23 protein-coding genes are annotated in these 26,999 nt (G+C 62.7%); 10 read left to right on the top strand and 13 right to left on the bottom strand.

Features of this window, described 5'->3' with window-relative positions:
* Positions 1–28: 28 nt before the first annotated feature.
* Both DBV08_RS05115 and DBV08_RS05110 read right to left on the bottom strand, forming a co-directional pair.
* Complete coding sequence (locus DBV08_RS05115; RefSeq protein WP_124566733.1) at positions 29–1,795, bottom strand: multicopper oxidase family protein; 1,767 nt, start codon at positions 1,793–1,795, stop codon at positions 29–31.
* Positions 1,796–1,851: 56 nt separating this feature from the next.
* The gene (locus tag DBV08_RS05110) at positions 1,852–2,691 is read right to left on the bottom strand and encodes an alpha/beta fold hydrolase (protein ID WP_124566732.1); all 840 of its coding nucleotides are present in this window, start codon (positions 2,689–2,691) and stop codon (positions 1,852–1,854) included.
* Positions 2,692–2,756: 65 nt separating this feature from the next.
* On the opposite strand from DBV08_RS05110, the gene DBV08_RS05105 reads away from it, so the two are divergent.
* Both DBV08_RS05105 and DBV08_RS05100 read left to right on the top strand, forming a co-directional pair.
* Positions 2,757–3,533, top strand: coding sequence for a TetR/AcrR family transcriptional regulator (locus DBV08_RS05105; RefSeq protein WP_124566731.1), 777 nt, complete (start codon positions 2,757–2,759; stop codon positions 3,531–3,533).
* Positions 3,534–3,581: 48 nt separating this feature from the next.
* On the top strand, positions 3,582–4,880 hold the full coding sequence (locus DBV08_RS05100; protein WP_124566730.1) for an HNH endonuclease signature motif containing protein: 1,299 nt from the start codon (positions 3,582–3,584) through the stop codon (positions 4,878–4,880).
* 83 nt (positions 4,881–4,963) lie between these two features.
* Here the strand turns inward: DBV08_RS05100 and DBV08_RS05095 are convergent, their stop codons facing one another.
* Positions 4,964–5,896 (bottom strand): oxygenase MpaB family protein, encoded by a 933-nt coding sequence (locus DBV08_RS05095; RefSeq protein ID WP_124566729.1) that lies wholly within the window; start codon positions 5,894–5,896, stop codon positions 4,964–4,966.
* A 1-nt stretch (position 5,897) separates the two neighbouring features.
* A complete protein-coding gene (locus tag DBV08_RS05090) occupies positions 5,898–7,697 on the bottom strand; it encodes an acyl-CoA dehydrogenase (RefSeq protein ID WP_185564457.1) in 1,800 nt (599 codons plus the stop codon).
* Positions 7,698–7,856: 159 nt separating this feature from the next.
* Between DBV08_RS05090 and DBV08_RS05085 the strand changes: the two genes are divergently transcribed.
* Both DBV08_RS05085 and DBV08_RS05080 read left to right on the top strand, forming a co-directional pair.
* Entirely contained in the window at positions 7,857–8,498 is a 642-nt protein-coding gene (locus DBV08_RS05085) for a TetR/AcrR family transcriptional regulator (protein WP_020905924.1), read from the top strand.
* 44 nt (positions 8,499–8,542) lie between these two features.
* A complete protein-coding gene (locus DBV08_RS05080; RefSeq protein ID WP_124566728.1) occupies positions 8,543–8,884 on the top strand; it encodes an Imm51 family immunity protein in 342 nt (113 codons plus the stop codon).
* Positions 8,885–8,947: 63 nt separating this feature from the next.
* Here DBV08_RS05080 and DBV08_RS05075 read toward each other — a convergent pair whose 3' ends face one another.
* The 4 genes from DBV08_RS05075 to DBV08_RS05060 are packed head-to-tail and all read right to left on the bottom strand — an operon-like array spanning position 8,948 to position 12,622.
* Positions 8,948–9,982, bottom strand: coding sequence for an aspartate-semialdehyde dehydrogenase (locus DBV08_RS05075; protein WP_124566727.1), 1,035 nt, complete (start codon positions 9,980–9,982; stop codon positions 8,948–8,950).
* A 6-nt stretch (positions 9,983–9,988) separates the two neighbouring features.
* Positions 9,989–11,254 carry an aspartate kinase gene (locus DBV08_RS05070; protein ID WP_003943494.1) on the bottom strand — a complete coding sequence of 422 codons (1,266 nt, stop codon included), beginning with the start codon at positions 11,252–11,254 and terminating at the stop codon, positions 9,989–9,991.
* Between the two features lie 49 nt (positions 11,255–11,303).
* Complete coding sequence (locus DBV08_RS05065) at positions 11,304–12,257, bottom strand: hypothetical protein (RefSeq protein WP_124566726.1); 954 nt, start codon at positions 12,255–12,257, stop codon at positions 11,304–11,306.
* Positions 12,257–12,622 carry a hypothetical protein gene (locus tag DBV08_RS05060; protein ID WP_003943492.1) on the bottom strand — a complete coding sequence of 122 codons (366 nt, stop codon included), beginning with the start codon at positions 12,620–12,622 and terminating at the stop codon, positions 12,257–12,259. Before DBV08_RS05060 ends, DBV08_RS05065 begins: the two co-directional genes overlap by 1 nt.
* A gap of 270 nt (positions 12,623–12,892) precedes the next feature.
* On the opposite strand from DBV08_RS05060, the gene leuA reads away from it, so the two are divergent.
* Positions 12,893–14,701 (top strand): 2-isopropylmalate synthase, encoded by a 1,809-nt coding sequence (gene leuA, locus DBV08_RS05055; protein WP_095969630.1) that lies wholly within the window; start codon positions 12,893–12,895, stop codon positions 14,699–14,701.
* A 249-nt stretch (positions 14,702–14,950) separates the two neighbouring features.
* Entirely contained in the window at positions 14,951–15,328 is a 378-nt protein-coding gene (locus tag DBV08_RS05050) for an SHOCT domain-containing protein (protein WP_003943489.1), read from the top strand.
* A 144-nt stretch (positions 15,329–15,472) separates the two neighbouring features.
* On the opposite strand, the gene DBV08_RS05045 is transcribed toward DBV08_RS05050, so the two are convergent.
* The gene (locus DBV08_RS05045) at positions 15,473–16,366 is read right to left on the bottom strand and encodes a LysR family transcriptional regulator (protein ID WP_124566725.1); all 894 of its coding nucleotides are present in this window, start codon (positions 16,364–16,366) and stop codon (positions 15,473–15,475) included.
* A gap of 108 nt (positions 16,367–16,474) precedes the next feature.
* Here DBV08_RS05045 and DBV08_RS05040 point away from each other — a divergent pair, with 108 nt between their 5' ends.
* Genes DBV08_RS05040 through DBV08_RS05025 form a run of 4 tightly spaced genes read left to right on the top strand, consistent with a single transcriptional unit; the run spans position 16,475 to position 21,191 of the window.
* On the top strand, positions 16,475–17,416 hold the full coding sequence (locus DBV08_RS05040) for an EamA family transporter (RefSeq protein ID WP_124566724.1): 942 nt from the start codon (positions 16,475–16,477) through the stop codon (positions 17,414–17,416).
* A 25-nt stretch (positions 17,417–17,441) separates the two neighbouring features.
* Positions 17,442–18,695, top strand: coding sequence for a MurT ligase domain-containing protein (locus DBV08_RS05035; RefSeq protein ID WP_003943457.1), 1,254 nt, complete (start codon positions 17,442–17,444; stop codon positions 18,693–18,695).
* Entirely contained in the window at positions 18,688–19,401 is a 714-nt protein-coding gene (locus DBV08_RS05030; protein WP_095969627.1) for a type 1 glutamine amidotransferase, read from the top strand. The genes DBV08_RS05035 and DBV08_RS05030 overlap by 8 nt, the downstream gene beginning before the upstream one ends.
* A 59-nt stretch (positions 19,402–19,460) precedes the next feature.
* On the top strand, positions 19,461–21,191 hold the full coding sequence (locus DBV08_RS05025; RefSeq protein WP_124566723.1) for a VWA domain-containing protein: 1,731 nt from the start codon (positions 19,461–19,463) through the stop codon (positions 21,189–21,191).
* A 4-nt stretch (positions 21,192–21,195) separates the two neighbouring features.
* On the opposite strand, the gene DBV08_RS05020 is transcribed toward DBV08_RS05025, so the two are convergent.
* The 4 genes from DBV08_RS05020 to DBV08_RS05005 form a co-directional block, all read right to left on the bottom strand.
* Positions 21,196–22,359, bottom strand: a complete 1,164-nt coding sequence (locus tag DBV08_RS05020) for a low temperature requirement protein A (RefSeq protein ID WP_124566722.1) — start codon at positions 22,357–22,359, stop codon at positions 21,196–21,198.
* A gap of 66 nt (positions 22,360–22,425) precedes the next feature.
* A complete protein-coding gene (locus DBV08_RS05015; protein ID WP_124566721.1) occupies positions 22,426–23,553 on the bottom strand; it encodes an acyl-CoA dehydrogenase family protein in 1,128 nt (375 codons plus the stop codon).
* Position 23,554: 1 nt separating this feature from the next.
* Positions 23,555–24,760, bottom strand: a complete 1,206-nt coding sequence (locus DBV08_RS05010; RefSeq protein WP_124566720.1) for an acyl-CoA dehydrogenase family protein — start codon at positions 24,758–24,760, stop codon at positions 23,555–23,557.
* A gap of 17 nt (positions 24,761–24,777) precedes the next feature.
* Positions 24,778–26,988, bottom strand: coding sequence for an acyl-CoA dehydrogenase (locus tag DBV08_RS05005; protein ID WP_124566719.1), 2,211 nt, complete (start codon positions 26,986–26,988; stop codon positions 24,778–24,780).
* Between the last annotated feature and the right edge of the window lie 11 nt (positions 26,989–26,999).

Below are 26,999 nucleotides of genomic sequence, written 5' to 3'. Positions count from 1 at the left end.
CCTCTGGGAACTTTTCTCCCTTTGAAGGCTACGTCACCACCCGGTATCGCAACATCATGTCGTGGTCTTCGTGATCGAGCATGTGGCAGTGCCAGACGTACCCCTGCAGGTCTCCCATGCCGGCTTCTCCATGGGCCGAGTGATCCGCCATGGATCCTCTCGCGAAAGTTGCATCCGGATCGAAGCCCAACTCATCGGCGGTCGGAAAGCGCACGATCACGCGGGTGATCGAGTTGGCATCCACGATGACCGTGTCCTTCTCCCCCGTTTCCCACACTTCGGGAGGCCGCAGCGACGAAGTCACGAATTCCTCTGCCGACGGCGTCCACCGGACCCCCAAGTCGGGCACCGGATACCGCTGCATCAGCGCTGCCGTGTCGATGCTCTGGCGTCCCACAACGCGGAACGCCACCAGATGCAGATGAATCGGATGCGGTTCCGTGGTGATGTTGATCAGGTTCCATTGCTCGACGGTTCCCTGACGCGGCAGTTCGATATCCGAATCGGTGAACCTCAAATTGTTGAGCGACATAGTGATCGACGGGTAATCCGAGGGACGCGACAGCTGCATGATCGTGAGATTTCGCACCACATCCGGGGACGCTGGTTCGGCAGCAACGGAATTCAGCCGCTGTGGGATCGATCCGGTGAACCCCGCTGCGCTGCCAACGTCGAACCGACAGAACACCGGCATCACCTGGGTGCCGCGTTGAGCCACCGCAAGGGGTACCGGTTCGTCGTTGCGCAATTCCACCGTCGTGCCCGGCTCGAGCATACTGAAGTCGACAAGCAAATCAGCGCGCTCACCCGGACTTAACCGAACGTGATCCGTCGGCGCAGGAGCGGCCAGCAACCCGCCTTCGGACCCGATCACCCAGAACCGCATGCGATTTGCGAAGTGCAGATTCCACACCGAATAGGTTGCTGCATTGAGCAGGCGCAGGCGGTACAGTCCGCGAGCGACTTCCAACTTCGGCCATACGACGCCGTTCACCACACCCACGTCACCGGGAGTCGCCGGGTCCCAGGACCCCTGCGGAGTGAGCCACGTGGAACGGACACTCTGTTGGCCGTCGGAGGTGAATACCTTGTCCTGCAGAATCATCGGGAGTTCGAACTCACCGGACGGCAGGCCGAGCGAGTTCCCGGCGGTGCCTGTGTCAGCATCGTCGCGGAGAAAATACATCCCGACCAACCCGGCGTAGACGTTGAGGCGCGTCATCCCCATGGCATGATCGTGGTACCAGAGATTGCCGGCGGCACGACCATTCGTGTATTCGTGGACCAAGCCTTCGCCCGGACGCTGGATCAGCTCCGGATGCCCGTCGAACTGCGGTGCGGTTACACCTCCGTGCAGGTGAAGCGAAGTGGGGACCTGTGTACGGTCGAGGTCGCTGACGCCGTGTAAACCCGGATCCACATCCGCGGCAAGCGGATACGCAGCAATGTCGTTGGCATATCGGACTGTCACGAGCTGATCGACGTGCGCCTCGATGGTGGGGCCCAGATAATCCATTCCGCCGTAGCCCAGCGACGGCGACGGCGGTAGGTCCGGATGGAAACGGTGCATCGACGAGGCCGCACGAATTTCCAGATTGCCACCCGAAATGCTCGGCAGGACAGGAAGGGACTCCCGGAACGGTTCCAGCCGGGGAGATGGAAGTTGGAACGGGCGCAGCGGATCGACATCAGGAGGTCGAGCCGTCGCAGATCCAGCGGACAATGCGCTCAGTCCAGCCAGCAGGCCCAGCCCTTGAACAAACGATCGGCGACGGATCTTGTGCGACTCGTCCACTCACGGCCCCCTCACGCTGACGGCATCCGGAGCGGGTTACCCGCGTGCTCGCACGGTCAAACACCGACCACCTTCTCCAACCAAGGTTTGAGGATGGGTAGAACATGAGCCGGTTGCATTGCCTGCGTGTGATCCAGACCGTCGAGTACCTCGATATCCCACCCTGCCGACCGAGCGGCGTCGAGGTCGAGATCGGCCGGCGCGACCCGTACCCCACCCCATCGGTCACCGTACTCGACGACGTCTTGCGAACCGACGAAACACATTCGCGGACATAGGATGCGCTCTTGAATCGTTCGATCGTCGAATTCACCAAGTGCGCGGTACAGCGTCACGAACTGCCGGGTCTGCGCTTCGGTCAATGCAATGTCGATGGAGTTCCAATCGAACTCGTCCGGCGATGCCGTGGACTGCAATGAGGACTGGGGCGGTTCGCTCGCCATGCGATGTGTCGCTTCGGTGACCTGGAGCATTGCCTTGTACGGCCCATCCACCGGCGGGAAACCGCCCATGACCAGTGCGGTCAGACGATGGGTGCGCAGCGCCAACTGCAACCCACACACAGCCAGCCAGGAGTATCCGTAGTAGGCGAAGTGATCGATGCCAGCAGCATTCGCCACGGCCAGAAGATCTGACGCGATCTTGTCGGGAGTGAGCGTGTCCGGAGCAGGCGACGCCATCCGGTGCCCTTCGTAATCGAAGGCAACCACGGTGAAATTCGACGCCAATGCTTCCACGAATGTTCGACCGAGCGCCGGGTCGACGCCCCAGGCACTCAGTTCTTCCGCCTTGTCGCCGGTAGCCGGGATCGGGTTCACGGGCATGAGCACGGCTGGGCCATGTCCGAGAACCTCCACCTCGATAGTTGTCCCGTCGTGAAGTCTTGCCTCAACCATGCCCACTCCCAAATCTTTACACTGTAAAGTAATTAAGAGTAGCGCGACTCCACGAAAGCGACAAGATGAACAAACAGGCAGGCCGACGCGATATCGCACGCACGATTTCACTTCTGTGGCGCCGTACCGAGGCGCCTTCCGGACGGCGAGGACCGAAACCCGCCCTGTCAACGGACACGGTCGTCGACGCCGCAATCGAAGTCGCCGACGCCAACCCCACGACACCGTTGTCGATGCGCATGCTCGGCGAGCATCTCGGACGCACCGCAATGTCGCTGTACACGTATGTCCCAGGAAAGGACGAGTTGCTCGACCTGATGTACGACAGGGTTCATGCCGAACTACCTACGATCAAAGGCACCGGCAACTGGCGCATTTCGCTGTCCGACTGGGCTGCAAGACTTTTCGCCCTACACACACGCCATCCGTGGACATTGGACGTCTCGTTGGCGCGCCCCGTCCTGGGTCCGCGCGAGCAAGCCGGACTCGAATCACTCCTGTCCATCCTCTACTCCACAGGTCTCGATTCTCCGACCATTCGCAGATCGGTGAGCATGCTTTTCCATTTCATCCGAGGATCCGCGCGGACCCTGGCCGAGATCCGGAGCGCATCGACGATTGGAGAATCCGAGTCACATTGGTGGGCACAGTCTTCTGCTGCACTGACCGCTGCTGCACCAGACTTCGCAGACCGCTTCCCCCACACGATGCAGTTGGGTCGGGAGACCCCGCCAACACTCGGCGGCGACTTCTATCTCGAACGAGAAGCCGAGGAGTCGTTTACTCAGGGCCTCCAAATCCTCCTCGACGGGATCGAATCGCAGATTCGAAAACACTCTTGACTCGAACTGGCGTTCGAGTATTGTCTAGGGTGGGGATCGGGGGATTCAATGAGTGTCTATCTGTCAGACGTGGTGTCGGGTTCTGCGGTGGGGTTACGCGGACGTCTGTGGCAGTTGACGGCTGCTGAGTTACGTGCTGCTGCGGTGTCGGCGAGCGCGGAGATTCTCCGCCTCGAGGCCATTCGGGTGGCAGTGGTCGACGAGCTCTCGTTGCGTCCCGATGATCAGGTGATCGCCAGCCGCGGCGCGGGTTCCTGGTTGGCAGCGAACACAATGCTCCAGGTCCGGGACGGGAAGAAGATCGCCGCCCTCGGTGCAGCGCTGCGGCCGTTTCCAGCAGTGGCAGCCCGGTTCGATTGCGGGGACTGCTCGTTCGAGCACGCCGCGTTGATCGTGGCGTTCTGCGAGTCACCACCGAAGGGAATGCCGGACGAGGCGATGCCACGCTGCATCGATTTGTTGTTGGCTGCCGCCTCGGGAGTGGAAGCAACGACGACGAAGGTCCGATATGTGATCGCGACTTTGGAGCGCGTTTTCGAATCCGATGAGATTCCGCCAGCCGAAGACGTCGACCGCAACGAACTCCGCATCGCGTCGACGTTGAATGGTCGGGTGGTGGTGCGTGGGGATTTCGATGCCCTCACCGGCGAAATGCTGCTGTCGGCGTTGTCGAATCTGACGATGCCCACCCCGGCACCGGACGGGACCCCGGATGCTCGGTCGGCGGCGAAGCGGACCGCGGACGGGTTCACCGAACTGATCCGCCGCTATCTGGACTGCGCCAAGACCGGCATGGATGGTGGTCAGCGCCCGCACGTGAACGTACACGTCAATGCCCGTGATTTGGCTGAGCACCGGGATTGCGCCGCAACACCCACTGATGATGGTGGGTCTGTGTCGGATCTCGATGTCGGGCACATGCCCTGGCTCGGACCGCTATCCGTGTCGCAGACCAGGCTTCTCGGGTGTGATTGTTTCCTGTCGACCGTTCTGCTCGATGATCACGGCGCACCGCTCGATGCGAAACCAGGGAAACGGTTGGTCACCGCCGAACAACGCGTCGCGCTGATCGCGAGAGATAAAGGCTGCGCGTTCCCCGGCTGTACGTGTGTGCCGGCATGGACGGATGCGCACCATATTCGGCACTGGGCCAATGGCGGCCCGACGGTGATGAACAACCTGGTCCTGCTGTGCCGTTCGCATCATCGGTTGATGCACCGCAAATCCGGGTTCGTCGGAAAATGGGAAATCCGGATCGGCATCGACAACAAACCCTGGTTCATCCCACCACCCTCGATCGACCCGCAGCGACACCCGCGGCCGGCGAACACCACCTTCAAAACCTGAGGACGAACCTCAGGCACAACAGAACACGGCCGAGCACCGCATCAAAGAAGCCCTCGATGCGGTGCCTAAAGCCGTGGATTCCGTCAGACCGCCTGCGGAACCATGGTTCCTCGCGGGAATCGCTCCCGAATCTCGGCCGGGGTGACAACCCTCGGGTCGAGGGGTTGCTCGTCGCGCAGGTGGCGCTCCAACACCTTGCCGGTCATCGGCGCAATGACTTTCAGAGCTGTGGTCATATTTTTCGGCGAACTACCCACTCGTACCGCAGCTCGCACCGCGGGCGCAATCGCCTTGTCCAACAACGCGGGTTGATCGAACCCACCCATCGTTCGCATCCAGCCGGGCAATGTCGCGATAGTTGCCGGCGCGACGAGTCGGCTGAATGTCGCGAACTTCGTCTTCCCCTGCGCTCTTGGTGTTCTCAGCAAGTAGTGCATCGCGCGGTTGGCACGCTCGGAGGTACACAATCTGGGCCTGACTTCAGCGAAGTACTCCCGTACCTCATCTCGCGAGCGCGGAACGTCGGACGCTTTGCATGTCTGCAGTTCGGCAGCAATCACGCATTCTTCCCAGTACCGCTGCTCTTCGACGGTGGAGAGAGGGCCCGGCCCGTACATCTCGTAGCACTTGAGCACCGAATGCCAACCGGTCACGTGGATCCACAGTTGTGACGCCGGATTGTTTGCACTGTAACGATTTCCGGTGATCGGTTCGATGCCCGTGGCCTGAGCATGAATCCTCATGAGATGGTCGGACAACGCCAGTGCCGTCCGCCCGTCGGCAGTGGCGACGGTCAGGAAGTACGCCAAGGTTCGGTCGAGTCGCCCGGCCGGATCGCTGTAGATCCCGCTCATATCTGCCACTGCGGCAGCAAGGAAGGGGTCGAAGTGCTCGAGCACCACTGATCGCTGGAAACCGATCAGTGCTGTCGGAGCCGCCCATATCTTCCAACTAGGTGATCCTGGGCCGAAGAAACCGTAATCCTCACGCGGTCGATTCATCGCCAGTTCAGACATTTCATTCCTCCCCGTTCGTTTCGCCGGCACCGTTCAATTCGCCGGCACCGTTCATTTCGTAGGCACCAGACAAAGCGACTACCTGCTGCCAGACGTACTCGAATCGCTCGGCCGCAAACGCTGGGCGGCGAATAGATGCGAGAGCCAACCGTTGCTGATCGTCACTGGCGCTGGGTTTTCCGTACAACTCCACCGCTGCAGCACTGAAGTCGCGGACCAGGACATCGAAGATCTGATCCACCACTCCACCGTTCCGCTGCCCCTCGTCCAATCCCAAGATCTCAGCTTGTTCGAGGATCAACTGGCCGTAGACGACGAGGGTGAAGAGTTCGGTGATCGCCAGGCCGAAGTCCAAGTCGACCTGCTGCGCCGCATCCGGGGCTGCTTCGGCAAGTAGGGTCACGAGCGCTTCTGCCTGCTCGACGAACAACGCGACGTTGGGAACATCCACGAACTTCGCGTACACCGCTCGCCAGTCGTCGAATCGAACCTTCGACAACCCCCGTGCCGGGCCCTGGCGGAACAGGAATTCGTCGTCGGCGGCGTCATTGCGCGTCGGAACCGCCGGAAATGACTCAGGAGCAAAGAGATACGCCGGCATGAACTTTGCAATGAGCGCGAGGTTGACTGCGACGGTTCCTTCCAGCTTGGGCAACCCGTCGACATCCATCTTGGCCACCGCGAGGTAGCTGTCCTTCTCGAAGCCCTTTGCCGCAGCGATGTCGGAAAGCAGTCCGATCACCTTCTGTGCTTCGGTTGTCACCTTCATCTTGGTGACGGGGTTGAACAAGAGGTAGCGGCGGTCCTCGGGCGATGCGGTGCGGAAGTAGTCCACCGCGCGATCCGAGAAGAGCCTCATCGCCAGCAGGCGCGCGTACGCGTCGACGAATTCACGTCGTACGTGTGGGAAAGCCGTGACGGGATTGCCGAACAAGATTCGATTGTGCGCGTGGGTGATCGTCTCGTACAAGGCATGCGTCGACATACCGATTCCGCCGAAGCAGAGATTGAATTTTCCGATGTTCACGGTGTTGAGTGCGGCACTGAATGCTGCCTCACCGGTATGCAGAATATCTTCTGCTGCAACGGGATAGTCGGTGAGTGAGAACTCGGCTACGTACATCTGCGCCGGAACGATGTTCTTCACCACGGTGAATGCCGGATGCTCCGAGTCGGCGTAGAAGAAGACGTACTGATCGGCACCCTCCACTCCGTCGACACGACCGAAGACGGAGACCGTGTTGGCGCAGTTGCCATTTCCGATGTAGTACTTCGAACCGCTGGCCAGGTACCCGCCGCTGCCGTTGGGCGTCAACACCATGTCGGTGGAGTAGACGTCGGCGCCATGCGCTTTCTCGGACAATCCGAATGCTGCAACGCCTCCGGAAGTCAAAGCGGAAGCTGCTCGCGCCCTTGCAGTCTCGTTGTCGCTCTGCCACACCGGCCCGAGCCCGAGTATGGTCACCTGCCACGGGTACCAGTAGTTGAGTCCGTAGAAACCGAGGATCTCGGACAACGCGGCGATACGGCTGGTATCCCAGCGCTTGTCGGAGTCACCGCTACTGTCGCGGGCGGGCGTCAGGAAAGTCGCGAACAGGCCTTCCTTTGCCGCGAAGTCGAGGAAGTCGGAGTAGAAGGTCTTGTCGTGATAGTCGGCCAGAAGTCGATTCTTTCCACGCGCCTCGAACCAGTCGACCGTCGCACCCAGCAGTCTCCGCGTGGTCGCGTCGAATTCCGGCCGATCGTATGTAGAGGGATGGAGCAACAGATCATTCGGCACTGAAGAGGTCGGCGCTGTCATCGCGGTTGTTCTCCTAGAGATCTCGGCAGAGGCGCCTCACTGACCGCCTCTTCGAATACAACGCCACCGTAACAATTGCAGACCTCGAATACAACGGTTGCGTATGATTCACGAGGAAGTGGCAGGCAGATTAGGGTGGGAGCGGAGGTGAGGCACACGATGACCAGGTCACAAGCTGACGCAACGGATACACCGCGACGCAAATACGCCCCTCGTATGGCGCCCGAGCAACGACGTGAACAGCTCCTCGACGCAGCATTCGAGGTCACCGGCCGTGTTGGCCTGCACAACCTCAGCATGGAATCAGTTGCTGCCGAAGCCGGCGTCGGCAAGCCCGTCCTCTACACGATTTTCGATACCAGGACCGATCTCGTCGCCGCACTCCTGCGCCGCGAGCACGAGCGAGCCATCGCTCAAGTGCTCGAAACCATGCCGACTGATCTGAGCGAGCTCGGCCCAGCGGCGTCGTACACCGGGACCGTTGGCGCCTTCGTCGACGCCGTACTCGAGAACCCGACGCGCTGGCGCCTGATTCTGACGTCTGTCGAGAACGCCCCCAGCGAGTATCACGGCTTGTTGAAACTCTCTCGCGGAGCTGTTTTCGCCCGCGCCGAAGAACTGGCCCGTGCAGGGATTGCACTCGAACCGAAGCTCGAAGGCCTTGATCCGGTTCTCCTCGCACACACCATGATGTCGTTTGCCGAAATGCTTGGACGGTTGGCGGTCAGCGACCCCGAAACCTATACCCGAGAACGGCTTTCCAGCTTCGCCGTGGCTCTCGCACAGTCGGTAGGCCGTTAGACAGAGACCCGAAACCTGTCGGTCGGATCTGCTTCAATACACGCATGACATCACCATCGATCGAACCGCTGCAGCTTTTCGAAACGTCTCCCGGAAACTGGTCGCTGATGCTCACCGACCAGCACTTCGGCAAGGTTGCAGCGGTATTCGAGCAGGTAGAAGGCTTCGAAGGTTCCGGCTACGACTGGGCTTCGGTGGCCCATGCAGTGGTGGGTCGGGATGCACCGCATCTGGAAGGTCGATTCGGCACCGATCCCGAAGCCGGCATGTTCGTTGCGTACGGCGGCGACAACGAAGCTCTCGGTGAACTCGGAGCGCTTCTCGCCAAAGCGTATTCGGATGCAGACTACCTCGGCGGCCTGGTCGCGATCTCCGAACTCGACTGATACCCACCAGCAAAACGACACCGGCCCCGCACCTAGGTGCGGGGCCGGTACCGAACGAAAGATCTAGCCGACCAACAGCTCGGCAATCTGAATGGTGTTGAGCGCGGCACCCTTACGCAGGTTGTCACCCGAAACGAAGAGCGCGAGTCCGCGGCCCTCCGGGACACCCGGATCCTGACGGATACGACCGACCAGCGACGCGTTGCCACCGGCAGCGGCCAGCGGCGTCGGAACCTCGACCAGCTCGACGCCCGGAGCGTCGGCGAGGATTTCCTTGGCGCGAGCAACAGAGAGCGGGTTAGCGAACTCTGCGTTGATCGCGAGCGAGTGCCCGGTCACGACGGGAACGCGCACGCATGTGCCCGAAACCAGCAGATCAGGAAGTCCGAGGATCTTGCGGCTCTCGTTGCGGAGCTTCTGATCCTCGTCGGTCTCGCCGCTTCCGTCGTCGACCAGCGAACCGGCCAACGGCAGAACGTTGAACGCGATGGGGGCGACGTAGTTGTTCGGGGCCGGGAAGTCGACGGCACTGCCGTCGTGAACCAGCTTCTCGGCGTCACCGACGACGGCGCGCACCTGGCCGAGGAGTTCTTCGACGCCGGCGATGCCGCTACCGGACACAGCCTGGTAGCTGGAGACGATCAGACGCTGCAGACCGGCTTCGTCGTGCAGAACCTTGAGCACCGGCATCGCTGCCATGGTGGTGCAGTTGGGGTTCGCGATGATGCCCTTGACCAGGTTCTTCGTGTCCTGCGGGTTGACCTCGCTGACCACGAGGGGAACCTCGGGATCCTTACGCCATGCCGAAGAGTTGTCGACAACCGTTGCTCCGGCAGCAGCGAAGCGCGGAGCCTGGGCGCGCGAGAGCGTCGCACCAGCGGAGAAGAGGGCGATGTCGATGCCCTTCAGGTCCTCATCCGATGTGGCGGCCGCATCCTCGACGATGATCTCTTCGCCGCGGAAGGGCAGCTTCTTACCGGCGGAGCGTGAAGATGCGAAGAACCGCACCTTGTCCGCGGGGAAGTTCCGCTCTTCGAGCAAAGTGCGCATGACGATGCCGACCTGACCGGTCGCACCGACAACAGCGATAGTCGTCATGAGAAATTACCGTCCCGTTCCAGCGTGTACTACTGCTTCTTCTTCGCCACCGAGCCCGAAAGCGTCGTGGATGACACGTACAGCGTCGTCCAATTCGGTGTCCTTGACCAGCACTGAGATGCGAATCTCAGAGGTCGAGATGAGGTCGATGTTGATGTCTGCCTTGGCCAGCGCCTCGCAGAACGTGGCGGTGACGCCCGGGTGGCTCCGCATTCCGGCGCCGACCAGGGAAACCTTGCCGATGTGGTCGTCGAACAAGATCTGCGTGAAGCCGATGTCTTCCTGGCGCTTGGTCAGGATCTCGACGGCGCGGGGGCCGTCGGCCGTCGGAAGCGTGAAGGTGATGTCCGTCTTGTTGGTCTCCACCTTGGAGATGTTCTGCAGCACCATGTCGATGTTGATCTCGGCATCGGAAACGGCGCGGAACACCTTGGCAGCGTGTCCCGGTGTGTCCGGCAATCCGACAACGGTGATCTTGGCTTCGCCGCGATCGTGCGCGACTCCGGTGATCAGGGCCTCTTCCACAGGAATGTCCTCCATCGATCCGGACACGATTGTTCCGGGCTTGGTGGTGTATGACGAACGGACGTGCACAGGCACGTTGTAACGACGGGCGTACTCGACGCACCGGAGCATGAGCACCTTGGCGCCACACGCTGCGAGTTCGAGCATTTCCTCGAAGGAAACCGTCTCGAGGCGGTGAGCGTCGGGGACGATGCGCGGATCGGCGGAGAAAACGCCGTCGACGTCGGTGTAGATCTCGCAGACGTCAGCGTTGAGTGCAGCTGCCAACGCCACGGCAGTGGTGTCGGAGCCACCGCGTCCGAGCGTCGTGATGTCCTTGCTGTCCTGGCTGACGCCTTGGAATCCGGCGACCAGAACGATCGAGCCTTCGTCGAGCGCCGTGCGAACACGGCCGGGCGTGACGTCGATGATCTTGGCGTTTCCGTGGCTGCCGGTCGTGATGACTCCGGCTTGTGAGCCCGAGAACGAACGAGCTTCGGCGCCGAGGGAGTGAATTGCCATCGCTACCAAGGAGTTGGAGATGCGCTCACCCGAGGTCAGCAACATGTCCATTTCACGGGCCGGCGGGGAAGGGCACACCTGCTGAGCCAGGTCGAGCAGCTCATCGGTGGTATCGCCCATCGCTGACACCACGACGACGACATCATTGCCGGCCTTCTTGGTCTCGACGATCCGTTCAGCGACTCGTCGGATGCGCTCGGCGGTTGCCACCGAGGATCCGCCGTACTTCTGGACGACGAGAGCCACGCGTTTCTACCTCCAGGTCGAAATTGTTTACAGATACCAGAGGTCGAGCTTACCGAGGTGGTCCTGGGACTTCCCGATGCGTACTGCTGTTCGCCTCAGATCCGCGCGGGATCAGTTGCGAGATCCGCGCTCGCATCAATGTCGCAGAACGCGAACCACCGGCAACGTAACCGACCACCGCGACGGCAACTCCGCAGGCGAGAAGCATGCGGATACTGCTGATCAGGGAAACTGCCAGCGCGTCGTACACCGCGACTGCCGCCTCGGACGACGGTATGTCTGAATTCTGTAAATAGACCCGGCGCACGACGGCCAGCGCCACCAACAGGGCGATCATCGCCACCGCCGTCGCCAGCCCGACCAGGGACAGCGCGCGCCTTCGCCCCGGCGCAACCGCGACGGCCGCAATCGCGCAGGCCACCGAAGCCCACGGCAGCCAGGCCGCTGCTCGGTCGAGAGTGTCCGAGAAGTCCTGAGCCCGCACCAACTCGTCGGATTGCACGATCTCGAACTGAGGATCGAAGGTCGGGAGGCGATCGACCACGGTGAATCCGCGATCGCGGAGGTTCGTCCGCAGTTCCGTCATGATCGGTTCGAGGGAGAGGGTGACCGTTCCGCTGTCGTCGGCGCGAACGATGCCGTCGGTGGCTCGGCCGGTCACCATCGCGGCAAGTTGCGCGTGAGCCTGTCGGTTGGCTGCGGTCCAGAGCGTCGCGAACTGATCGCTCGAGACCAACGCCTGAGCGGCCTCGCGAACGAGTCTCTCGGCTTGTCTCGTCACCACCTGCGGAAATCTGTCCAACCGCTGCGTCAATTCCTCGGTCAGCCGGTCGACGACCGCCGATTGGACAGCGGGGTCGGCAGCCAACGGGGCAACCGTCTCGACGTAGCTGTCGGTGTCGTTCACCTGGGTGTGGACGAACAGCGCGAGCACCGAGCCGGCAGAACCGAGACCAGCGAGAACGATCAGCAGTGAACAGACGATCCAGCGGATCGAGCGCATCACGTGTGCTTGGCGCGCGCCGGTCGAATCTTCGCGGTGATGTGGTGAATGCGGTGATCGTCAGCGGGTATCCGGAAGGTCTCGGTAACCCGAACGGTCATCAGGTTCCGCCCGAACAACCCGGCGTCAAGGAGGTAGTCAGCCGTCAGGTCGTCCCCGTCGACCGTCCACTCCACCTCACGAATGTCGCGGATCACGCGATACTGAGGACCTCCGGAAAGGCTGCGCCGCAAATGATTCCCCGAAAACCCGGTCTTCAACCCGACCTCGTGACGTACCGCGTCCGGAGCCAGCGGTACGGAACTGCCATCGTGGCTGCGGAGCGCGTCGAGGTACGTGCTCGCCACGGCGATTCGGGGATCCATGGACGACAGTCCACCATTTTCGGGGCCGAAACGGCAGCACAATTCGGCGACAAATTGGACATGAGGGCGAACCCCACCGATTTCTCCCGAAATCCAGGAGTAGAGTGCTGTGCATGCAGCGCGCACTCCTTCTTGGTTGCCGCGACGGGGTCTGATCCAGACTGGCCTCCCGCCGCGGGGTTTTTGTGCGCCGGTCGACCAAGCCTTCCGGACTCATGGTCTTGACCAACAGGTCAACAGGCCGGGTCCACAATCCTGGAGATCACACCCATGTCCCCCGCTGACGCATTCACCACCGGCACTCGCACCATCACCCCGCCCACGAAGCCGGCACCTTCCGACCAGCCTGCGTGGAACACGCAGAAGAACTCGTCGATGCCGACGTTCCGCTACCGCCCGTTCGCCGAAGAGGTCGAGACGGTCACGCTGCCCGACCGCACCTGGCCGGACAAGATCATCGACCGAGCACCGCAATGGTGTGCCGTTGATCTGCGCGACGGCAACCAGGCACTGATCGATCCGATGAGCCCGGCACGCAAGCGTCGTATGTTCGATCTCCTGGTTCGTATGGGCTACAAGGAGATCGAGGTCGGCTTCCCGTCCGCGAGCCAGACGGACTTCGATTTCGTTCGCGAGATCATCGAAGACGGCGCGATCCCGTCCGACGTCACCATCCAGGTGCTGACGCAGTCGCGTCCCGAACTGATCAAGCGAACCTTCGAGGCGTGTGAAGGTGCCGAGAACGCGATCGTGCACTTCTACAACTCCACCTCGATCCTGCAGCGCCGCGTCGTGTTCCGCGCCGACAAGGACACGATCAAGAAGATCGCCACCGACGCCGCCGAACTGGTCCTGGCCGAGTCGAAGAAGTACCCGGACACCAACTGGCGCTGGGAGTACTCGCCCGAGTCCTACACCGGTACCGAGCTCGAGTACGCCAAGGAAGTATGTGACGCCGTCACCGAAACCCTGGGTGCGACGCCTGCCAACCCGGTCATTCTGAACCTGCCCGCCACCGTCGAGATGGCTACGCCCAACGTGTACGCCGACTCCATCGAGTGGATGCACCGCAACCTGGCTCGCCGCGATTCGGTCATCCTGTCGCTGCACCCCCACAACGACCGCGGCACCGGCGTCGCTGCAGCCGAACTGGGCTACCAGGCCGGCGCAGACCGCATCGAAGGCTGCCTGTTCGGCAACGGCGAGCGCACCGGCAACGTCTGCCTGGTGACCCTCGCTCTGAACATGTTCACGCGCGGCGTCGACCCGCAGATCGATTTCTCGAACATCGACGAGATCCGTCGCACGGTCGAGTACTGCAACCAGCTGCCCGTCCACGAGCGTCATCCGTACGGCGGCGACCTGGTCTACACCGCGTTCTCCGGCAGCCACCAGGACGCGATCAACAAGGGCCTCGACGCCATGAAGGTCGACGCCGACAGCCAGGACTCCGACGTCGACGACATTCTCTGGCAGGTCCCCTACCTGCCGATCGACCCGAAGGACGTCGGCCGCAGCTACGAGGCAGTCATCCGCGTGAACTCGCAGTCCGGCAAGGGCGGCGTCGCGTACATCATGAAGGCCGATCACGGTCTGGTGCTGCCGCGTCGTCTGCAGGTCGAGTTCTCGCAGTCGGTCCAGAAGATCACCGACGGCGAGGGCGGCGAGGTCTCGCCGAAGGAAATGTGGGACGTATTCCACGAGGAGTACCTCGCTCCCATCACCCCGCTCGAGCGCATGAAGCAGAAGGTCACCGCGTCCGAGGAAGACGGCGGCACCGACGCGATCACCGCGATCGTCAAGGTGAACGGCAAGGAGCAGGAGATCTCGGGTACCGGTAACGGCCCGCTCGCTGCCTTCGTCGACGCGCTGGGAAGCATCAACTTCGACGTCCGTGTCCTCGACTACTCCGAGCACGCGATGTCCGCCGGTGACGACGCCCAGGCCGCGGCCTACGTCGAGTGCGCCGTGACCGGCCCGGACGGTCAGAGCACCGTCGTCTGGGGTGTGGGTATCGCCACGTCGATCACGACAGCGTCGCTGCGTGCCGTGGTCTCGGCAGTGAACCGCGCCAGCTGACACTCAACGCCTGATAAACCCTGCTTCTGAACAAACCCTGGTCTCACCCGATTTTCGGGTGAGACCAGGGTCGTTTTCAGGGCGCTGAAGACTATCGCTTCATGATTTCGATTCCACATGACATTGGTCCCGAAAGAGTCGGTTAGCGAAGTTAACAAAAAGAATTCACCCATCGAGGATGATGCAGACGCCACGTGCGCGTGAGATAGTCAGCTCAGACAAATCCGACTTGTGAAATGGAGCTCGACAATGGATTCCTTTTGGGACTTCCTCTGGCTGATCATCATCAGCTTCGCGTTCATCGCGTACCTGATCCTGCTCTTCTCGATCATCACCGACCTGTTCCGCGATCACAAGACCTCCGGATGGGTGAAGGCAATCTGGATCGTCTTCCTGTTCTTCATTCCGCTGCTCACCTCGCTCGTCTACCTGATCGTTCGCAGCGACGGAATGGCACAGCGGTCCCTCGAGGCTGCGCAGCAGGTCAAGAACGCACAGGACAGCTACATCCGTGAGGTTGCCGGAAAGTCCCCGGCCGAATCCATCGCAGATGCAAAGGCCCTTCTCGACGCCGGAACCATCAGCGAAGAAGAATTCGCAGCACTGAAGGCCAAGGCTCTCGCCTGATACCGGCCCTCACTAAGCGGCCCTCACTAATCCGTGAGGATTGCACTACCGAAGCGGGAGCGACACTAATCGTGTCGCTCCCGTTTTGTGTTCATTCACCAACAGCCGTTCATTCACCAACAGCCCTCCATCACCAACAGCCCTTCATTCACCAACAGCACGCGCGACGTCGCGAAAAGCGTCGAGAACCACTCCGACAGCCGGACTGCGGTTGGCATGTAACCGAGTTGCCAATTCATAAACGCGGGCAGCGCGCACTCCCGCCACCGGTTTCCTCGACACTCCGGGATGCGTGATGGCGTAACGCGGCATCAAAGCCACGCCGTGACCGGCCGCCACCAGTTCTTCGATGACGCGGAAATCGTTTATCCGATGAGCGACGCGAGGCTGGACGCCGGTCACGGACGCAACCGACAACAGAACGTCGTCGACCGGAAACCCGCCGCGCACGCTGATCCAGTTCTCGTCGGCCAATTGCTCCAACCGAACCGAATCCTGCTCGGCGAGTGGATGATCAGGCCGCAGCACCAGATCGATCGGTTCACGCATCAGCGGTTGAACGCTGACCCGGGGAAACGACGTCTCGGCTCCGCGTTCGTCACGGTGAGTGAGGATCACGTCGTGATCGGCCAACAGCCCAGGGACGGCCGACGCCGGTTTGTCGACGTCGTAGGCGTCGAGGTCCACGTCCGAGTTCTTCAGCGCTGTCAGAACACCGGGCAGCAGGAGTGCCGCACCGGAAGGAAAGAACGCGACTCGCACCTTGCCGCGCGGTGAGCCTCGGTACGACGCCATCTCGTCCGCTGCCCGGTCGAGAGCCGCCACCACGTCGTCGGCGCGAAGTACCAGCGCTCGGCCCGCGTCGGTGAGGCGCAGCGTGCGCCCGTCCGGTTCGAGGAGCGAGACCCCCGCTTCTCGTCCGAGGATCTTGAGTTGTTGCGAGACCGCTGACGGCGTCATCGACAGAGCGAGAGCAGTGGCACCGACAGTTCCTCGATCGGCGAGCTCGCGGAGGATTCGCAAACGTGTGGCGTCCATCTAGTGACCAGCTTCTTTGTAGCGCCCTGCATCCATGTAGCAAAACTACATGGATAGTGCATCTATATTCGCTTGTTCTGATGCTTTGTACGGCTCACGATTAACGTCATGACTCCCCGCGACCGTCTCCTCGGCCTGACCGTGATCGTCTTGTGGGGTCTGAACTTCCTGGCCATTCGTGTCGGCCTGGATCATTTCCCACCGTTCTTCTTCGCTGCGCTCCGGTTTCTGATCATCGCAATTCCGGTGGTCGTCTTCGTGCCGCGTCCGCAGGTACCGCTCCGTTGGCTGCTGCTCTACGGATTCGGTTTCGGATTCGGCCAGTTCGTCTTCCTCTTCTGGGCGATGCACTCGGGGATGCCGACGGGTCTTGCATCACTGGTTCTGCAGTCGTCAGCGCCGTTCACCGTCGTACTCGGCGCGTTTCTGCTCCGCGAGAAGCTCAGCGTCTGGCAGGTCTCCGGGATCGCCGTTGCCGTTGCCGGGATGTCCTTGATCGGCTGGGACCGTTCACACCACGCGGCACTGCTGCCCGTCATCCTGACGCTCCTCGGCGGTCTGTCCTGGGCGTTCGGTAATCTCGGCAGCCGTTTGGCCGCGGCGAACACCGTCGGCGAGCCCGCACCGATGCGCTTGATGTTGTGGATGTGCGTCATCCCGCCGTTGCCGATGCTCGCCCTGTCCGCGGTGGTCGAAGGCCCCACTGTCGGCTGGCACGCACTCGGCACCGCGTTCAGCGCCGACGCCTGGCCGTCACTGGTCGGGTTGGCCTACATCATTCTGCTCGGCACCATCGCCGGATCCGGGCTCTGGACGATGCTCATGGGACGCTATCCCGCCGGCATGGTGGCTCCGCTCTCCTTGCTGGTGCCGGTTGTGGGTATCGGCGCGTCCTGGTTGTTCCTGCACGAGGATCCGAGCCCGTTGTCACTGGTCGGGGCAGTCATCGTGATTGCCGGAGCGAGTGCCGCGCAGATGAGGCGCAAACCCGCCGGCACTGTTTTCTCGGACACACCTGCAGCCTCACCACCGGCGCGACTCGGCGTCTGACGACGCCCTGTGCCAAACTCGGGCCGTGGGAACTGGACTATCGATCACAGCGCGCGGAAAGCTCGCCATGCGAGCTGCCGCAGCAGCATCTTGGGCATCGCAGAAGGCCGGGCGCGGCAAGGGTTCGATGATCGGCGGGTTGATCGCCCTCAAGATCGACCCGACGCTCATGACTCAACTCGGACGCGGCAAGCGCACCGTCGTGGTCACAGGCACCAACGGCAAGTCGACGACCACGCGTATGACCGCCGCAGCGCTCGCGACGCTCGGTGACGTCGCCACGCAGGCCGACGGCGCCAACATGGATGCCGGGATCGTGGCCGCTCTGGCCGCGCGTACGGACGCGACGCTGGCAGCACTCGAGGTCGACGAGCTGCACGTCCCCCACGTAGCCGACGCCGTGAACCCGGAAGTGATCGTGCTGCTGAATCTCAGCCGCGATCAGCTCGACCGGGTCGGCGAGATCAACATGATCGAGCGGAAGCTCCGCGCGTGCGTCAATGCTCATCCGAACGCGGTGATCGTCGCCAACTGCGACGACGTACTGGTCACCTCCGTGGCATACGACGCCACCAACGTCGTGTGGGTTGCTGCCGGCGGCGGCTGGGCCGGCGATTCCGTCAGCTGCCCGCGGACCGGCGAACCCATCGTGTGGGAGGGAAAGCACTGGCGCAGTACCGGTTCCGACTTCGCACGGCCCGAGCCGACCTGGTGGCTCGACGACGACAATCTTTACGGCCCCGACGGCCTGAAGATTCCGATGACGTTGACTCTCCCCGGAAAAGCCAACCGCGGTAACGCCGCTCAGGCCGTAGCGGCAGCGGCGGCTTTGGGCGCAGATCCGGTCGGGGCAGTTGCCGCCGCGTCGACGGTCCAGGAAGTCGCCGGCCGGTACAGCACCGTCGAGGTCGGACCGCACTCCGTTCACATGCTGCTCGCGAAGAATCCGGCCGGTTGGCAGGAAGCACTGTCGATGATCGATCCCACGGTGGACGGCCTGGTCATCGCGGTGAACGGTCAGGTGCCGGACGGCGAGGACCTCTCCTGGCTGTGGGACGTGAAGTTCGAACACTTCGAAGGCGTCAAGGTAGTGGCCGCCGGCGAACGCGGAACCGATCTCGCCGTTCGCCTCACGTACGCAGGCGTCGAGCACACCCTCGATCCGGATCCGTTGCGCGCCATCGCTTCCTGCCCTCCCGGACGTGTGGAGGTACTGGCGAACTACACGGCCTTCCGTGATCTCAACACCGCCATCGCGAAGGAGTCTCGCAATGTCTGACTCGACAATTCGCATCGGATTGGTACTCCCCGACGTCATGGGCACCTACGGCGACGGCGGCAATGCCCTGATCCTGCGTCAGCGTCTGCGGATGCGCGGCTACGACGCCGAGATCGTGGACATCACCTTGAGCGATCCGGTCCCCGATTCACTCGACGTGTACACGTTGGGTGGCGCCGAGGATTCCGCTCAGCGACTCGCGACACGTCACCTCGCGAAATACCCTGGCCTGCAACGCGCCGCCGAGCGTGGTGCACCGGTTCTGGCGATCTGCGCTGCCATTCAAGTGCTCGGCAACTGGTACGAAACCTCCAGTGGCGAACGCGTCGAAGGTGTCTCGATGCTCGACGTCACGACCTCTCCGCAGGAGAAGCGTTCCATCGGCGAGGTCATCACGAAACCGTTGATCGACGGGCTCACCGCTCCTCTCTCGGGTTTCGAGAATCACCGCGGCGGAACAACTCTGGGCAGCTCAGCCTCTGGGTTCGCGCGAGTCACCCACGGCGTCGGAAACGGCGTCGGTGACGGATTCGAAGGCGTCGTGCAGGGTTCGGTGATCGGGACGTACATGCACGGACCCGCTTTGGCGCGTAACCCGGAACTCGCGGACCTCCTGCTCATGCGGGCCTTGGGCGTCGACGAGCTCGAACCCCTGCACCTGCCCGAGGTCGACAAGCTCCGCAAGGAGCGACTCGCGATTCGCTGAGCCCATGTCGTCCGTTCGGACGACTGTTGGTGGGCCGCGGCACCTCGTAGCCTCGTTCCATGCGTCTTCGGGTGGCGATCTGTATTGCGGCGACTGCGATCATTGCCGTCGGGTGTTCGACGCAGGGCGGCGGTGGAACCCAGGAAGTGGGTGGGACCCAGGAAGTAGGCGGGACCCAGGAAGAAGGCGGGACCCAGCAGGCAACTGTCGCTGCTGATCCGGCTGCAGAAGCAACGGCGCCTACCGTCATCGTGCTGGACGCCTCGGGGTCGATGAAGCAGGACGACGCTCCCGGTCCTCGAATCGATGCCGCCAAGAACGCGATTCACACTCTTGTCAGTGGTCTTCCAGACGATGCTGCGCTCGGTCTGATCGCGTACGGCACCGCCACAGGTAGCAGCGACGCCGAGAAGGACGCGGGTTGCCGCGACATCAAGACCGTCGTGCCACTCGGTCCACTGGATCGACACGCATTCGCAGCGGGAATCGACGGGCTGTCCGCGTCGGGGTACACGCCGATCATGTCTGCACTTCAGCAAGCGGCCGCCGCGCTCCCCGCCGAGGGTGAGCGCACGATCATCCTCGTCTCCGACGGGGAGGACACCTGCTCAACCGAGCCTCCGTGCGAGTCCACCGAAGCGATACCTCACGATCCTGACCTGACCATCCACACCATCGGATTCAAGCTCGACGCCGCTGCGTCCGGCCAGCTGAAGTGCATCGCCGACGCCACCGGGGGCATGGCGATCGACGCCGCCAACGCGGCCCAACTCACCGCACGCCTTGCGGTCGCCTCGAACCCCGAGTCCGCGCGGGAGCGACTCTCCACCAGCGGCTTCCGCAACCTTCGTATCGGGATGACTGAGAGCGAGGCGCGAGAGGTTGCCGGCGACCTGGCACCGGTGTCGAAGACCGGAACGGTAGTCCTCGAATGGCAGGACTGCGAATTGACCTTCACCGACGGCGTTCTCGTCGAAATTGCGCCCCGGACCGGCGCTGCCACACTGGACGGACTGACCGTCGGCCAGAAGATGCAGCGTGCCGCCGAACTGTACGGTCCCTTTACTGCCACAACCAATTCCGACGGCGAATCGGTTGCGGTCTTTCCGGCCGACTCCGAAGCAGGTATCGGGTATCGCATCACCTTCACACCCGAAGGCAAGAAAGCGGATGAGGGAACTATCACCCGCATAGTCCTCTGCCGGTGTTTGCCCGCAACTGCGGGGTCATCGGCGGGCGGTACACCCACCGAGATCGTGAATCTTGTTGCCGTCGACAGTTCAGGCGAACCCAAACCCGGTTGGAGTGTCAAGACACCGGTCATGAAGATCAGCGAGTGCTACGCAGCATCGCAATCGGCAGTCACGCCGGGAGTCATCACCTACGGAAGCACCGCAGACGGGGCGGACGCGTGTTGGGTCGGCCCGGAGCCCGATTCGATTCTCTGCCTGCAATTTCCCTGGGGAACAGAACTGATCACCGCTCGGGGTGTGGACGGCGTCGAGGCATATCCGCGGCCCGCCGACCCGAGTCCCTTCGGGCTCGAACTCGAGAACGGCCTTCTCTGCCGCGTCCGGTACGGCGGTTCGTGGCCTTCTCCCGAATCCGACCCCCGTCTGGCGGGCGCCTACTCCTGCCGAGGGCAGGGGACGGATACACCCATCGTATGGGCCGAAAGCACCTATCCGATCGATCGTTCCGAAGATCGGTGGACCGTGCTGGTCGGACCGTCGAAGGGACCGCTGGAAACCGTCGCCGTCACCAAGGCGATATTCCTTGCCGCCGAATGAGCGCTCAGACGGTTTCCGATTTACCCTCGGTCAGAATCAGTTCCACGGCCAACAGCGCGGCGCAAGCCAGTCCCGCGACAAGTTCGGGCACCGCGGTGTAGGTGCCGCCGAGCACGACGACTATCGCTACCGAGAACGGTGCGAGGGTGCGCACCGAGGAGTCGTGCAGTCGAATGTGGATGAACCACAACGCTGCAAGAATGACCGCGACCGGAATGGTGACTGCAGCACCCGTCACCAGCGCGCTGCCGTCACCGTGGTGAGTCCAGAAGTCGACACGCGAGGCCAACCCCGCACCGATGGCGGCAGCGGCGGCGAAGATGAAGTAGTGGCCGAAGCCCCAGACGAAGGGTGAGACGTTGTCACCGCCGATCACTTCGCCTGCATTGCGTTGGAAGTAGAGCCACCACAGGCTGAAGACAATCAGAATGCCGCCGATCACGACGTAGGTGACCTGCGCTGCCGGATGCTCACCGTCCACGGCGTCCTGAATCGCAATGGTGGTCGAGAGGATCGTCTCGCCCAGAACGATGATGAAGAACAACGAGTACCGCTCTGCGATGTGATGCGGGTGCCACGGTGTCATGCCCGGCTTCTCCGACCAGATCGGTACCGCGAATTCGCACAGAACCAACACCAGGAACGTCGGGACGTAAATGGCGGACGGCACGAAGTAGAAACCGATCCAACCGATCTGGACCAATACGATTCCGAGAGCGTATCGACGAGCCGTGAGCGCATGTTCGGGGTCGTTCCGCGACACCCTGAGCCATTGGATGACCAGGGCTATTCGCATGATGACGTAGCCGACGATGATGAGCAGGGCGTCGTCGTTGAAGAAGCGGACGATGCCGGCTGCAAGGACCAGCGATCCGAGGATCTGGAAGATGGTCAGCAGCCGGGCGATTCCGTCGTCGTTGTCGTACGCCGAGGTGAACCACGTGAAGTTCAGCCACGTCCACCAGATCGCGAAGAACGCCATCGCGAAGTGTCCGACGCCCGAAGCTGCGTGCCCTTCGCTGATCGCGTGGTGCAGACCGGTCGCCGCTTGAGCGACCGCCACGACGAAGCAGAGGTCGGTGAGCAGCTCGAGCGGCGTCGCCACCCGATGCGGCTCGTGCGGATCCCGCGGAACCAACGGCCTGATAAACGAACTGGTGCGATTCACGAAGGGCAGAGTAGCGCGACGATTGCCGACGCGCTGCCCGTCTCTGGAACCTGTCGTCTCAGATATTCACGCCGACGCGCCGATCTGGGCTCGGATCTCCAACTGATCGGCGAGTTCGGCGCCTATCGCCCCCGCGCTCCCCAAGGTGAAGGCGATCTGCCGTCCCCACAGGAAATAGCGGTGAATCGGGTAGTCGACATCCGCGCCGATTCCGCCGTGCATGTGCTGGGTCGCGTGGACCACGCGCAGGCCACCGCGCGACGCCCACCATTTGGCGACCAGCGCAGCTGCTTCCGCTTCACTCTCGACTCCGCTGTCCATCAGCCAGGCAGCACGGTGCGTGGTCAACCTTGTGCTCTCGGTGTCGAGGTACGCGTCGGCGGCCCGGACGGCAACTGCCTGGTTGGTCGAGAGGGGACGACCGAATTGCACTCGCTCGGAGGTGTATTTCGCCGTCATCGCCAGCGCTTCCTCGCAAACGCCGGTGGCCAGGGCCGCCAGCGCCACCCGTGCTCGCCGCAACGTCCAGTCTCGAACCACCGCGCCGTCGGCGGGAAGTGCGTCAGCTGTAGTAACCGCAACCCCGTCGAACTGCACAGCGCTGTTGTTCTCGCGGTTCGTCACCTGTAGCGGTGTACGCACCAGCGCGTCCCGGTCCGTCGGCACGATCATGACGGTGACACTGCCGTCCGGCATCGTCACCGGAAGCACCAGTGCGGCAGCGAACTCGGCCGCCGGGACGGAGTCGACACGTCCGGACAGTACCCAGCCGTCCGCGGCGGGCTCGGCGCGAACCGCCGTCTCGGCGTTGTAGCCGGTATCGAAGGCACCGGTGACGATCACCGAGCCGTCGAGCAGTCCCGGAAGCCACGACGCTTTCTGCTCCGTGCTGCCGAACTCGGCAATCGGTAGCGCCGCCGTTGCAACTACCGACCACAACGGAACCTGAGCAACGCGTCGGCCCTGTTGTTCGAGAACGGCGGCGAGCCCGAGCATTCCGAGTCCCGCTCCCCCGACCTTCTCTGGCAGAGCAATCCCCAGGACGTCGGAGTCGGCGAGGAGCTTCCACAGTTCGGCGTCGAAACCGCCGGCGCCCTCCACTTCCCGCAGTCGGTCCACTCCGGACTTCGCCGAGAAGATCGATTCACTCAGATCCCGCACAGCGGACAGATTGTCGTCGAATTCGAATTCCATGTCAGCTCTTTTCGTTCTGTGCAGCGGGCCGGCGACGCGCAGCGAGCGTCATACCCAGGCACTTGGCTGCGACAATTTCACGCATCACTTCGTTGGTACCGCCGCCGAAGGTGTTGTTCTGGGCACGGCGACCCAGGTTCTCGACTCGCCCTTCGAGTACAGCTCCGGGTGCGCCGGGGCGCAGCAAGCCCTTGGCGCCCAGCACTTCCTGCAGCATGCCGTACGCACTGACGACGGCTTCTGTACCGAAGATCTTGGCCGCGGCCGAATCCCCACCGCCCAAGGTGTTGGCGGCGACGTCCGCCACCAGCCGCAGGTTCATCAGATCAGCAGCACTGAGCAGCGCGTAGACCTCCGCCAATTTCTCACGTACCCAGCCGATGTCGTAGACGTGGCCGTCACCCGCGGGTTCTGTCTTCGCCCACTCGACCACCTCGGCGAAGAGCTCGTTGGCGATGCCTCCGCGTGCTGCCAGGGCGACACGTTCGTGGTTGAGCTGGTTGGTGATGAGCTTCCACCCCTGATTGAGCTCACCGACGACATTGGCGATCGGGACCCGAACATCTTCGTAATAGGTTGCCGAAGTACTGATTCCGCCCACGGTGTGAATTTCGGTGACCGAGAACCCCGGGGAGTTCGTCGGCACCAGGACCACGGAAATACCCTGATGCGTCGGCGCATCCGGATCGGTACGAACGGCCAGCCAGACCCAGTCGGCAAACACACCGGCACTGGTGAAGATCTTGTTGCCATTGATGACCAGTTCGTCACCCTCGATGCGGGCGCGAGTTTCCAGTGCCGCGAGATCGGTGCCCGCATTCGGTTCGGTGTAGCCGATGGCAAAGATCAACTCGCCGGCGAGGATCGGGCGGAGGAAGAAGTCCTTCTGCGCCTGCGTTCCATGCTTGATCAAGGCTGGACCAACGGTGTTCAGCGTGACCAGCGACAGCGGTGCGTTGGCGCGAATCACCTCGTCGTAGAACACGTACAGAGCCTCGGGGTCCTCACCCCGTCCGCCGAATTCTTCCGGCCACCCCAAGCCCAACCAGCCGTCCTTGCCCATCCGGCGCAGGATGCGATCGAAGACGGGGCCCCCTTCGGTCTGATCGACCAGAGCGCGGCGATCTTCCTCGTTGATGATCTCCGCGAAGTAAGCCCGCAATTCCTTGCGCAGAGTCTTCGACTCCTCCGACAAATCCAGATACATGGTGAAGCTCCTAAGATCTACGAACGCGGCAGGCCGAGTACGCGCTGCGCGATGACGTTGAGTTGAATTTCGACGGTTCCGCCGCCGAACAGAATCGAGGGCAGTCCGATGTGGTCTATCGCGTAATTCGCTGCCGGATCGACAACGGCAGCGCGCGGTCCGAGCAGTCGCAACAGATCCCGCGAGCCCTCACGTTGCGCCAGGGCGTTGTACACCTTCGAGACACTGATCTCGGCACCCGGTTCCTGACCCGCCAGTCGCGCCGACACCCCGCGCAGATTCATCGCGGACAGCGCCAGTTCGCGAGAGATACTGCGGCCGAGGCCTTCCACCGCCTCCTCGCGGGGGCAGTCGTGGCTCGCCTCGGCTATCACCTGGCGGAATTGATCGCTCGAACCGTGGTGCAGTGTGCTGCCCATACTCAGGCGCTCGTTGGACAGTGTGGTCGCAGCCAACTTCCAACCCTGCCCCGGTTCCGCGACCAGGCAGTCGTCCGGCACGAACACGTCGTCGAGGAATACCTCGTTGAACTCCGACTTTCCGGTGGATTGTTTGAGCGGACGTACGTCGATGCCCTTCGAGGTCATGTCGACCAGGAAGTACGACAGCCCACGGTGTTTCGGAGCGTCGGCGTCGGAGCGTGCCAGGCATACTCCCCAATCTGCCTCGTGCGCACCCGAGTTCCACACTTTCTGCCCCGACAGGACCCAGCCACCGTCGACCTTGCGCGCTTTCGTACTCAGACCGGCAAGGTCTGATCCCGCGCCCGGCTCGCTGAAGAGCTGGCACCAGATGATGTCGGCTCGCAGAGAGGGCTCGACGAACCTGTCCTGCTGTTCGGCGTTACCGTGTTCGAGGATCGTGGGCAGCACCCATTCCCCGATCACCGTGGACGGCTGAGCCCAACCTCGCATCGCGAATTCATGTGCGATGACAGCCTGTTCCCTCGGTCCCGCTCCCAGGCCGTACGGCGCCCGATAGTGCGGGGCAACCAGTTTGGCTTCGGCAAATCGCGCCCGTCGAGGACTACCTTTGGCCGGGGCCCAACTCGCGCTGGTGGTTCCGTCGTCAGGCAGCAGCGCGACCTCGTCCAGAACCCGGCGAACCTGCTCCCGCAGTTCCGGCAGCATCTCCGGGTCGACAAAGGAGAAGTCGCGGGCCGAATCAGCAGACCGGTCCCCCAAGGTGTGTGCCCACTTGACCTCGGATCCTGCTACCGCGGCAATACTGATCGCCCGTCGCCAGTACAGATGCGCGTCGTGCTCCCAGGTGAATCCGATTCCGCCGAGCAAAGTCACACATTCGAGGGCGTTCTCGATGCCGACGGGCAAAGCCGCCAACGCAGCTTGAGCAGAGACGAGTTTCTGCTGATCCTCGTCGTGATCCTCGGACCGAGCCGCATCCCACGCTGCGGCACAGGCAATCTCGGAGCGGACCAGCATCATGGCCGCCTTGTGCTGAACTGCCTGGAAGCTTCCGACCGGACGGCCGAACTGCTGCCGGGACTTCACATAGTCGACCGCGGTGCGTAGCGCCCAACCGGCGATACCGCTCGCCTCCGCAGCCAACACCGTGTTGGCGATCAGTTCGACTCGGTGCGCCTGGAGGCCGTCGACGATCAGCCCGTCGTCGACCTGGTATTCGGTCAACGTCAGGGTCCCGATCGACCGTGTCAGATCCACCCCGTCCTCGATCGCCACCGCAGCGGAAGTCGACGGTCCGAGCCGGAACCACAAATCGCCGTCTTCGCTGTTCGCCCGTACGAGAACAACATCGGCTCCGGGCAGACCAAGAGCTGGGTCGCCAGAACCGCTCACTGTCCACCCCGCATCGCCGCGAGCGGCACGCAACCCCGCGCCGGTACAGACTGCTCCGGTTGCACCGGTAGCCAATTCGGTCAGCATTGTTTCCGCAGCAGATCCGGCGGCTGTCGCGAGAATCCCACTCGCGATGACCGTCGGAACGTACGGTCCCGGATAGAGCGCATCACCCAATTGCTCGACTACCACTGCAAGTTCGGCAAGACCCGCCCCGTCACCGCCGTACTGCTCCGGCAGGTGCACTGCGTGCAGGCCCTGACGGACCAACCCATCCCACGAGTCCGGCCGATCACCGGCGGCGTACCGCTTGACGTTGCTCCGCGTATCGGCGATTCCGCCGAAGCGGTTCGTGAATGCGGCTACCGCTTCCGCCAGGTCACGGTGATCTTCGAGCAGGGGTAGTGCCATGGCAGGTTCCT

It is taken from the genome of Rhodococcus sp. KBW08, from assembly GCF_003852455.1.
Classification (GTDB): Bacteria; Actinomycetota; Actinomycetes; order Mycobacteriales; family Mycobacteriaceae; genus Rhodococcus_F; species Rhodococcus_F baikonurensis.
The sequence above is the reverse complement of the archived record's forward strand: the minus strand, read 5'-3'. Positions and strand labels throughout refer to the sequence as shown.

Excerpts from the sequence above, each read along its gene's own strand:
- DBV08_RS05015 (WP_124566721.1), bottom strand. The coding sequence starts at position 23,553 with ATGGAATTCGAATTCGACGACAATCTGTCCGCTGTGCGGGATCTGAGT.
- DBV08_RS05085 (WP_020905924.1), top strand. The coding sequence starts at position 7,857 with ATGACCAGGTCACAAGCTGACGCAACGGATACACCGCGACGCAAATAC.
- DBV08_RS05040 (WP_124566724.1), top strand. The coding sequence starts at position 16,475 with ATGACTCCCCGCGACCGTCTCCTCGGCCTGACCGTGATCGTCTTGTGG.
- DBV08_RS05075 (WP_124566727.1), bottom strand. The coding sequence starts at position 9,982 with ATGACGACTATCGCTGTTGTCGGTGCGACCGGTCAGGTCGGCATCGTC.
- DBV08_RS05090 (WP_185564457.1), bottom strand. The coding sequence starts at position 7,697 with ATGACAGCGCCGACCTCTTCAGTGCCGAATGATCTGTTGCTCCATCCC.
- leuA (WP_095969630.1), top strand. The coding sequence starts at position 12,893 with ATGTCCCCCGCTGACGCATTCACCACCGGCACTCGCACCATCACCCCG.
- DBV08_RS05005 (WP_124566719.1), bottom strand. The coding sequence starts at position 26,988 with ATGGCACTACCCCTGCTCGAAGATCACCGTGACCTGGCGGAAGCGGTA.
- DBV08_RS05045 (WP_124566725.1), bottom strand. The coding sequence starts at position 16,366 with ATGGACGCCACACGTTTGCGAATCCTCCGCGAGCTCGCCGATCGAGGA.
- DBV08_RS05030 (WP_095969627.1), top strand. The coding sequence starts at position 18,688 with ATGTCTGACTCGACAATTCGCATCGGATTGGTACTCCCCGACGTCATG.
- DBV08_RS05110 (WP_124566732.1), bottom strand. The coding sequence starts at position 2,691 with ATGGTTGAGGCAAGACTTCACGACGGGACAACTATCGAGGTGGAGGTT.
- DBV08_RS05025 (WP_124566723.1), top strand. The coding sequence starts at position 19,461 with ATGCGTCTTCGGGTGGCGATCTGTATTGCGGCGACTGCGATCATTGCC.
- DBV08_RS05010 (WP_124566720.1), bottom strand. The coding sequence starts at position 24,760 with ATGTATCTGGATTTGTCGGAGGAGTCGAAGACTCTGCGCAAGGAATTG.
- DBV08_RS05050 (WP_003943489.1), top strand. The coding sequence starts at position 14,951 with ATGGATTCCTTTTGGGACTTCCTCTGGCTGATCATCATCAGCTTCGCG.
- DBV08_RS05080 (WP_124566728.1), top strand. The coding sequence starts at position 8,543 with ATGACATCACCATCGATCGAACCGCTGCAGCTTTTCGAAACGTCTCCC.
- DBV08_RS05065 (WP_124566726.1), bottom strand. The coding sequence starts at position 12,257 with ATGCGCTCGATCCGCTGGATCGTCTGTTCACTGCTGATCGTTCTCGCT.
- DBV08_RS05060 (WP_003943492.1), bottom strand. The coding sequence starts at position 12,622 with ATGGATCCCCGAATCGCCGTGGCGAGCACGTACCTCGACGCGCTCCGC.
- DBV08_RS05095 (WP_124566729.1), bottom strand. The coding sequence starts at position 5,896 with ATGTCTGAACTGGCGATGAATCGACCGCGTGAGGATTACGGTTTCTTC.
- DBV08_RS05105 (WP_124566731.1), top strand. The coding sequence starts at position 2,757 with ATGAACAAACAGGCAGGCCGACGCGATATCGCACGCACGATTTCACTT.
- DBV08_RS05100 (WP_124566730.1), top strand. The coding sequence starts at position 3,582 with ATGAGTGTCTATCTGTCAGACGTGGTGTCGGGTTCTGCGGTGGGGTTA.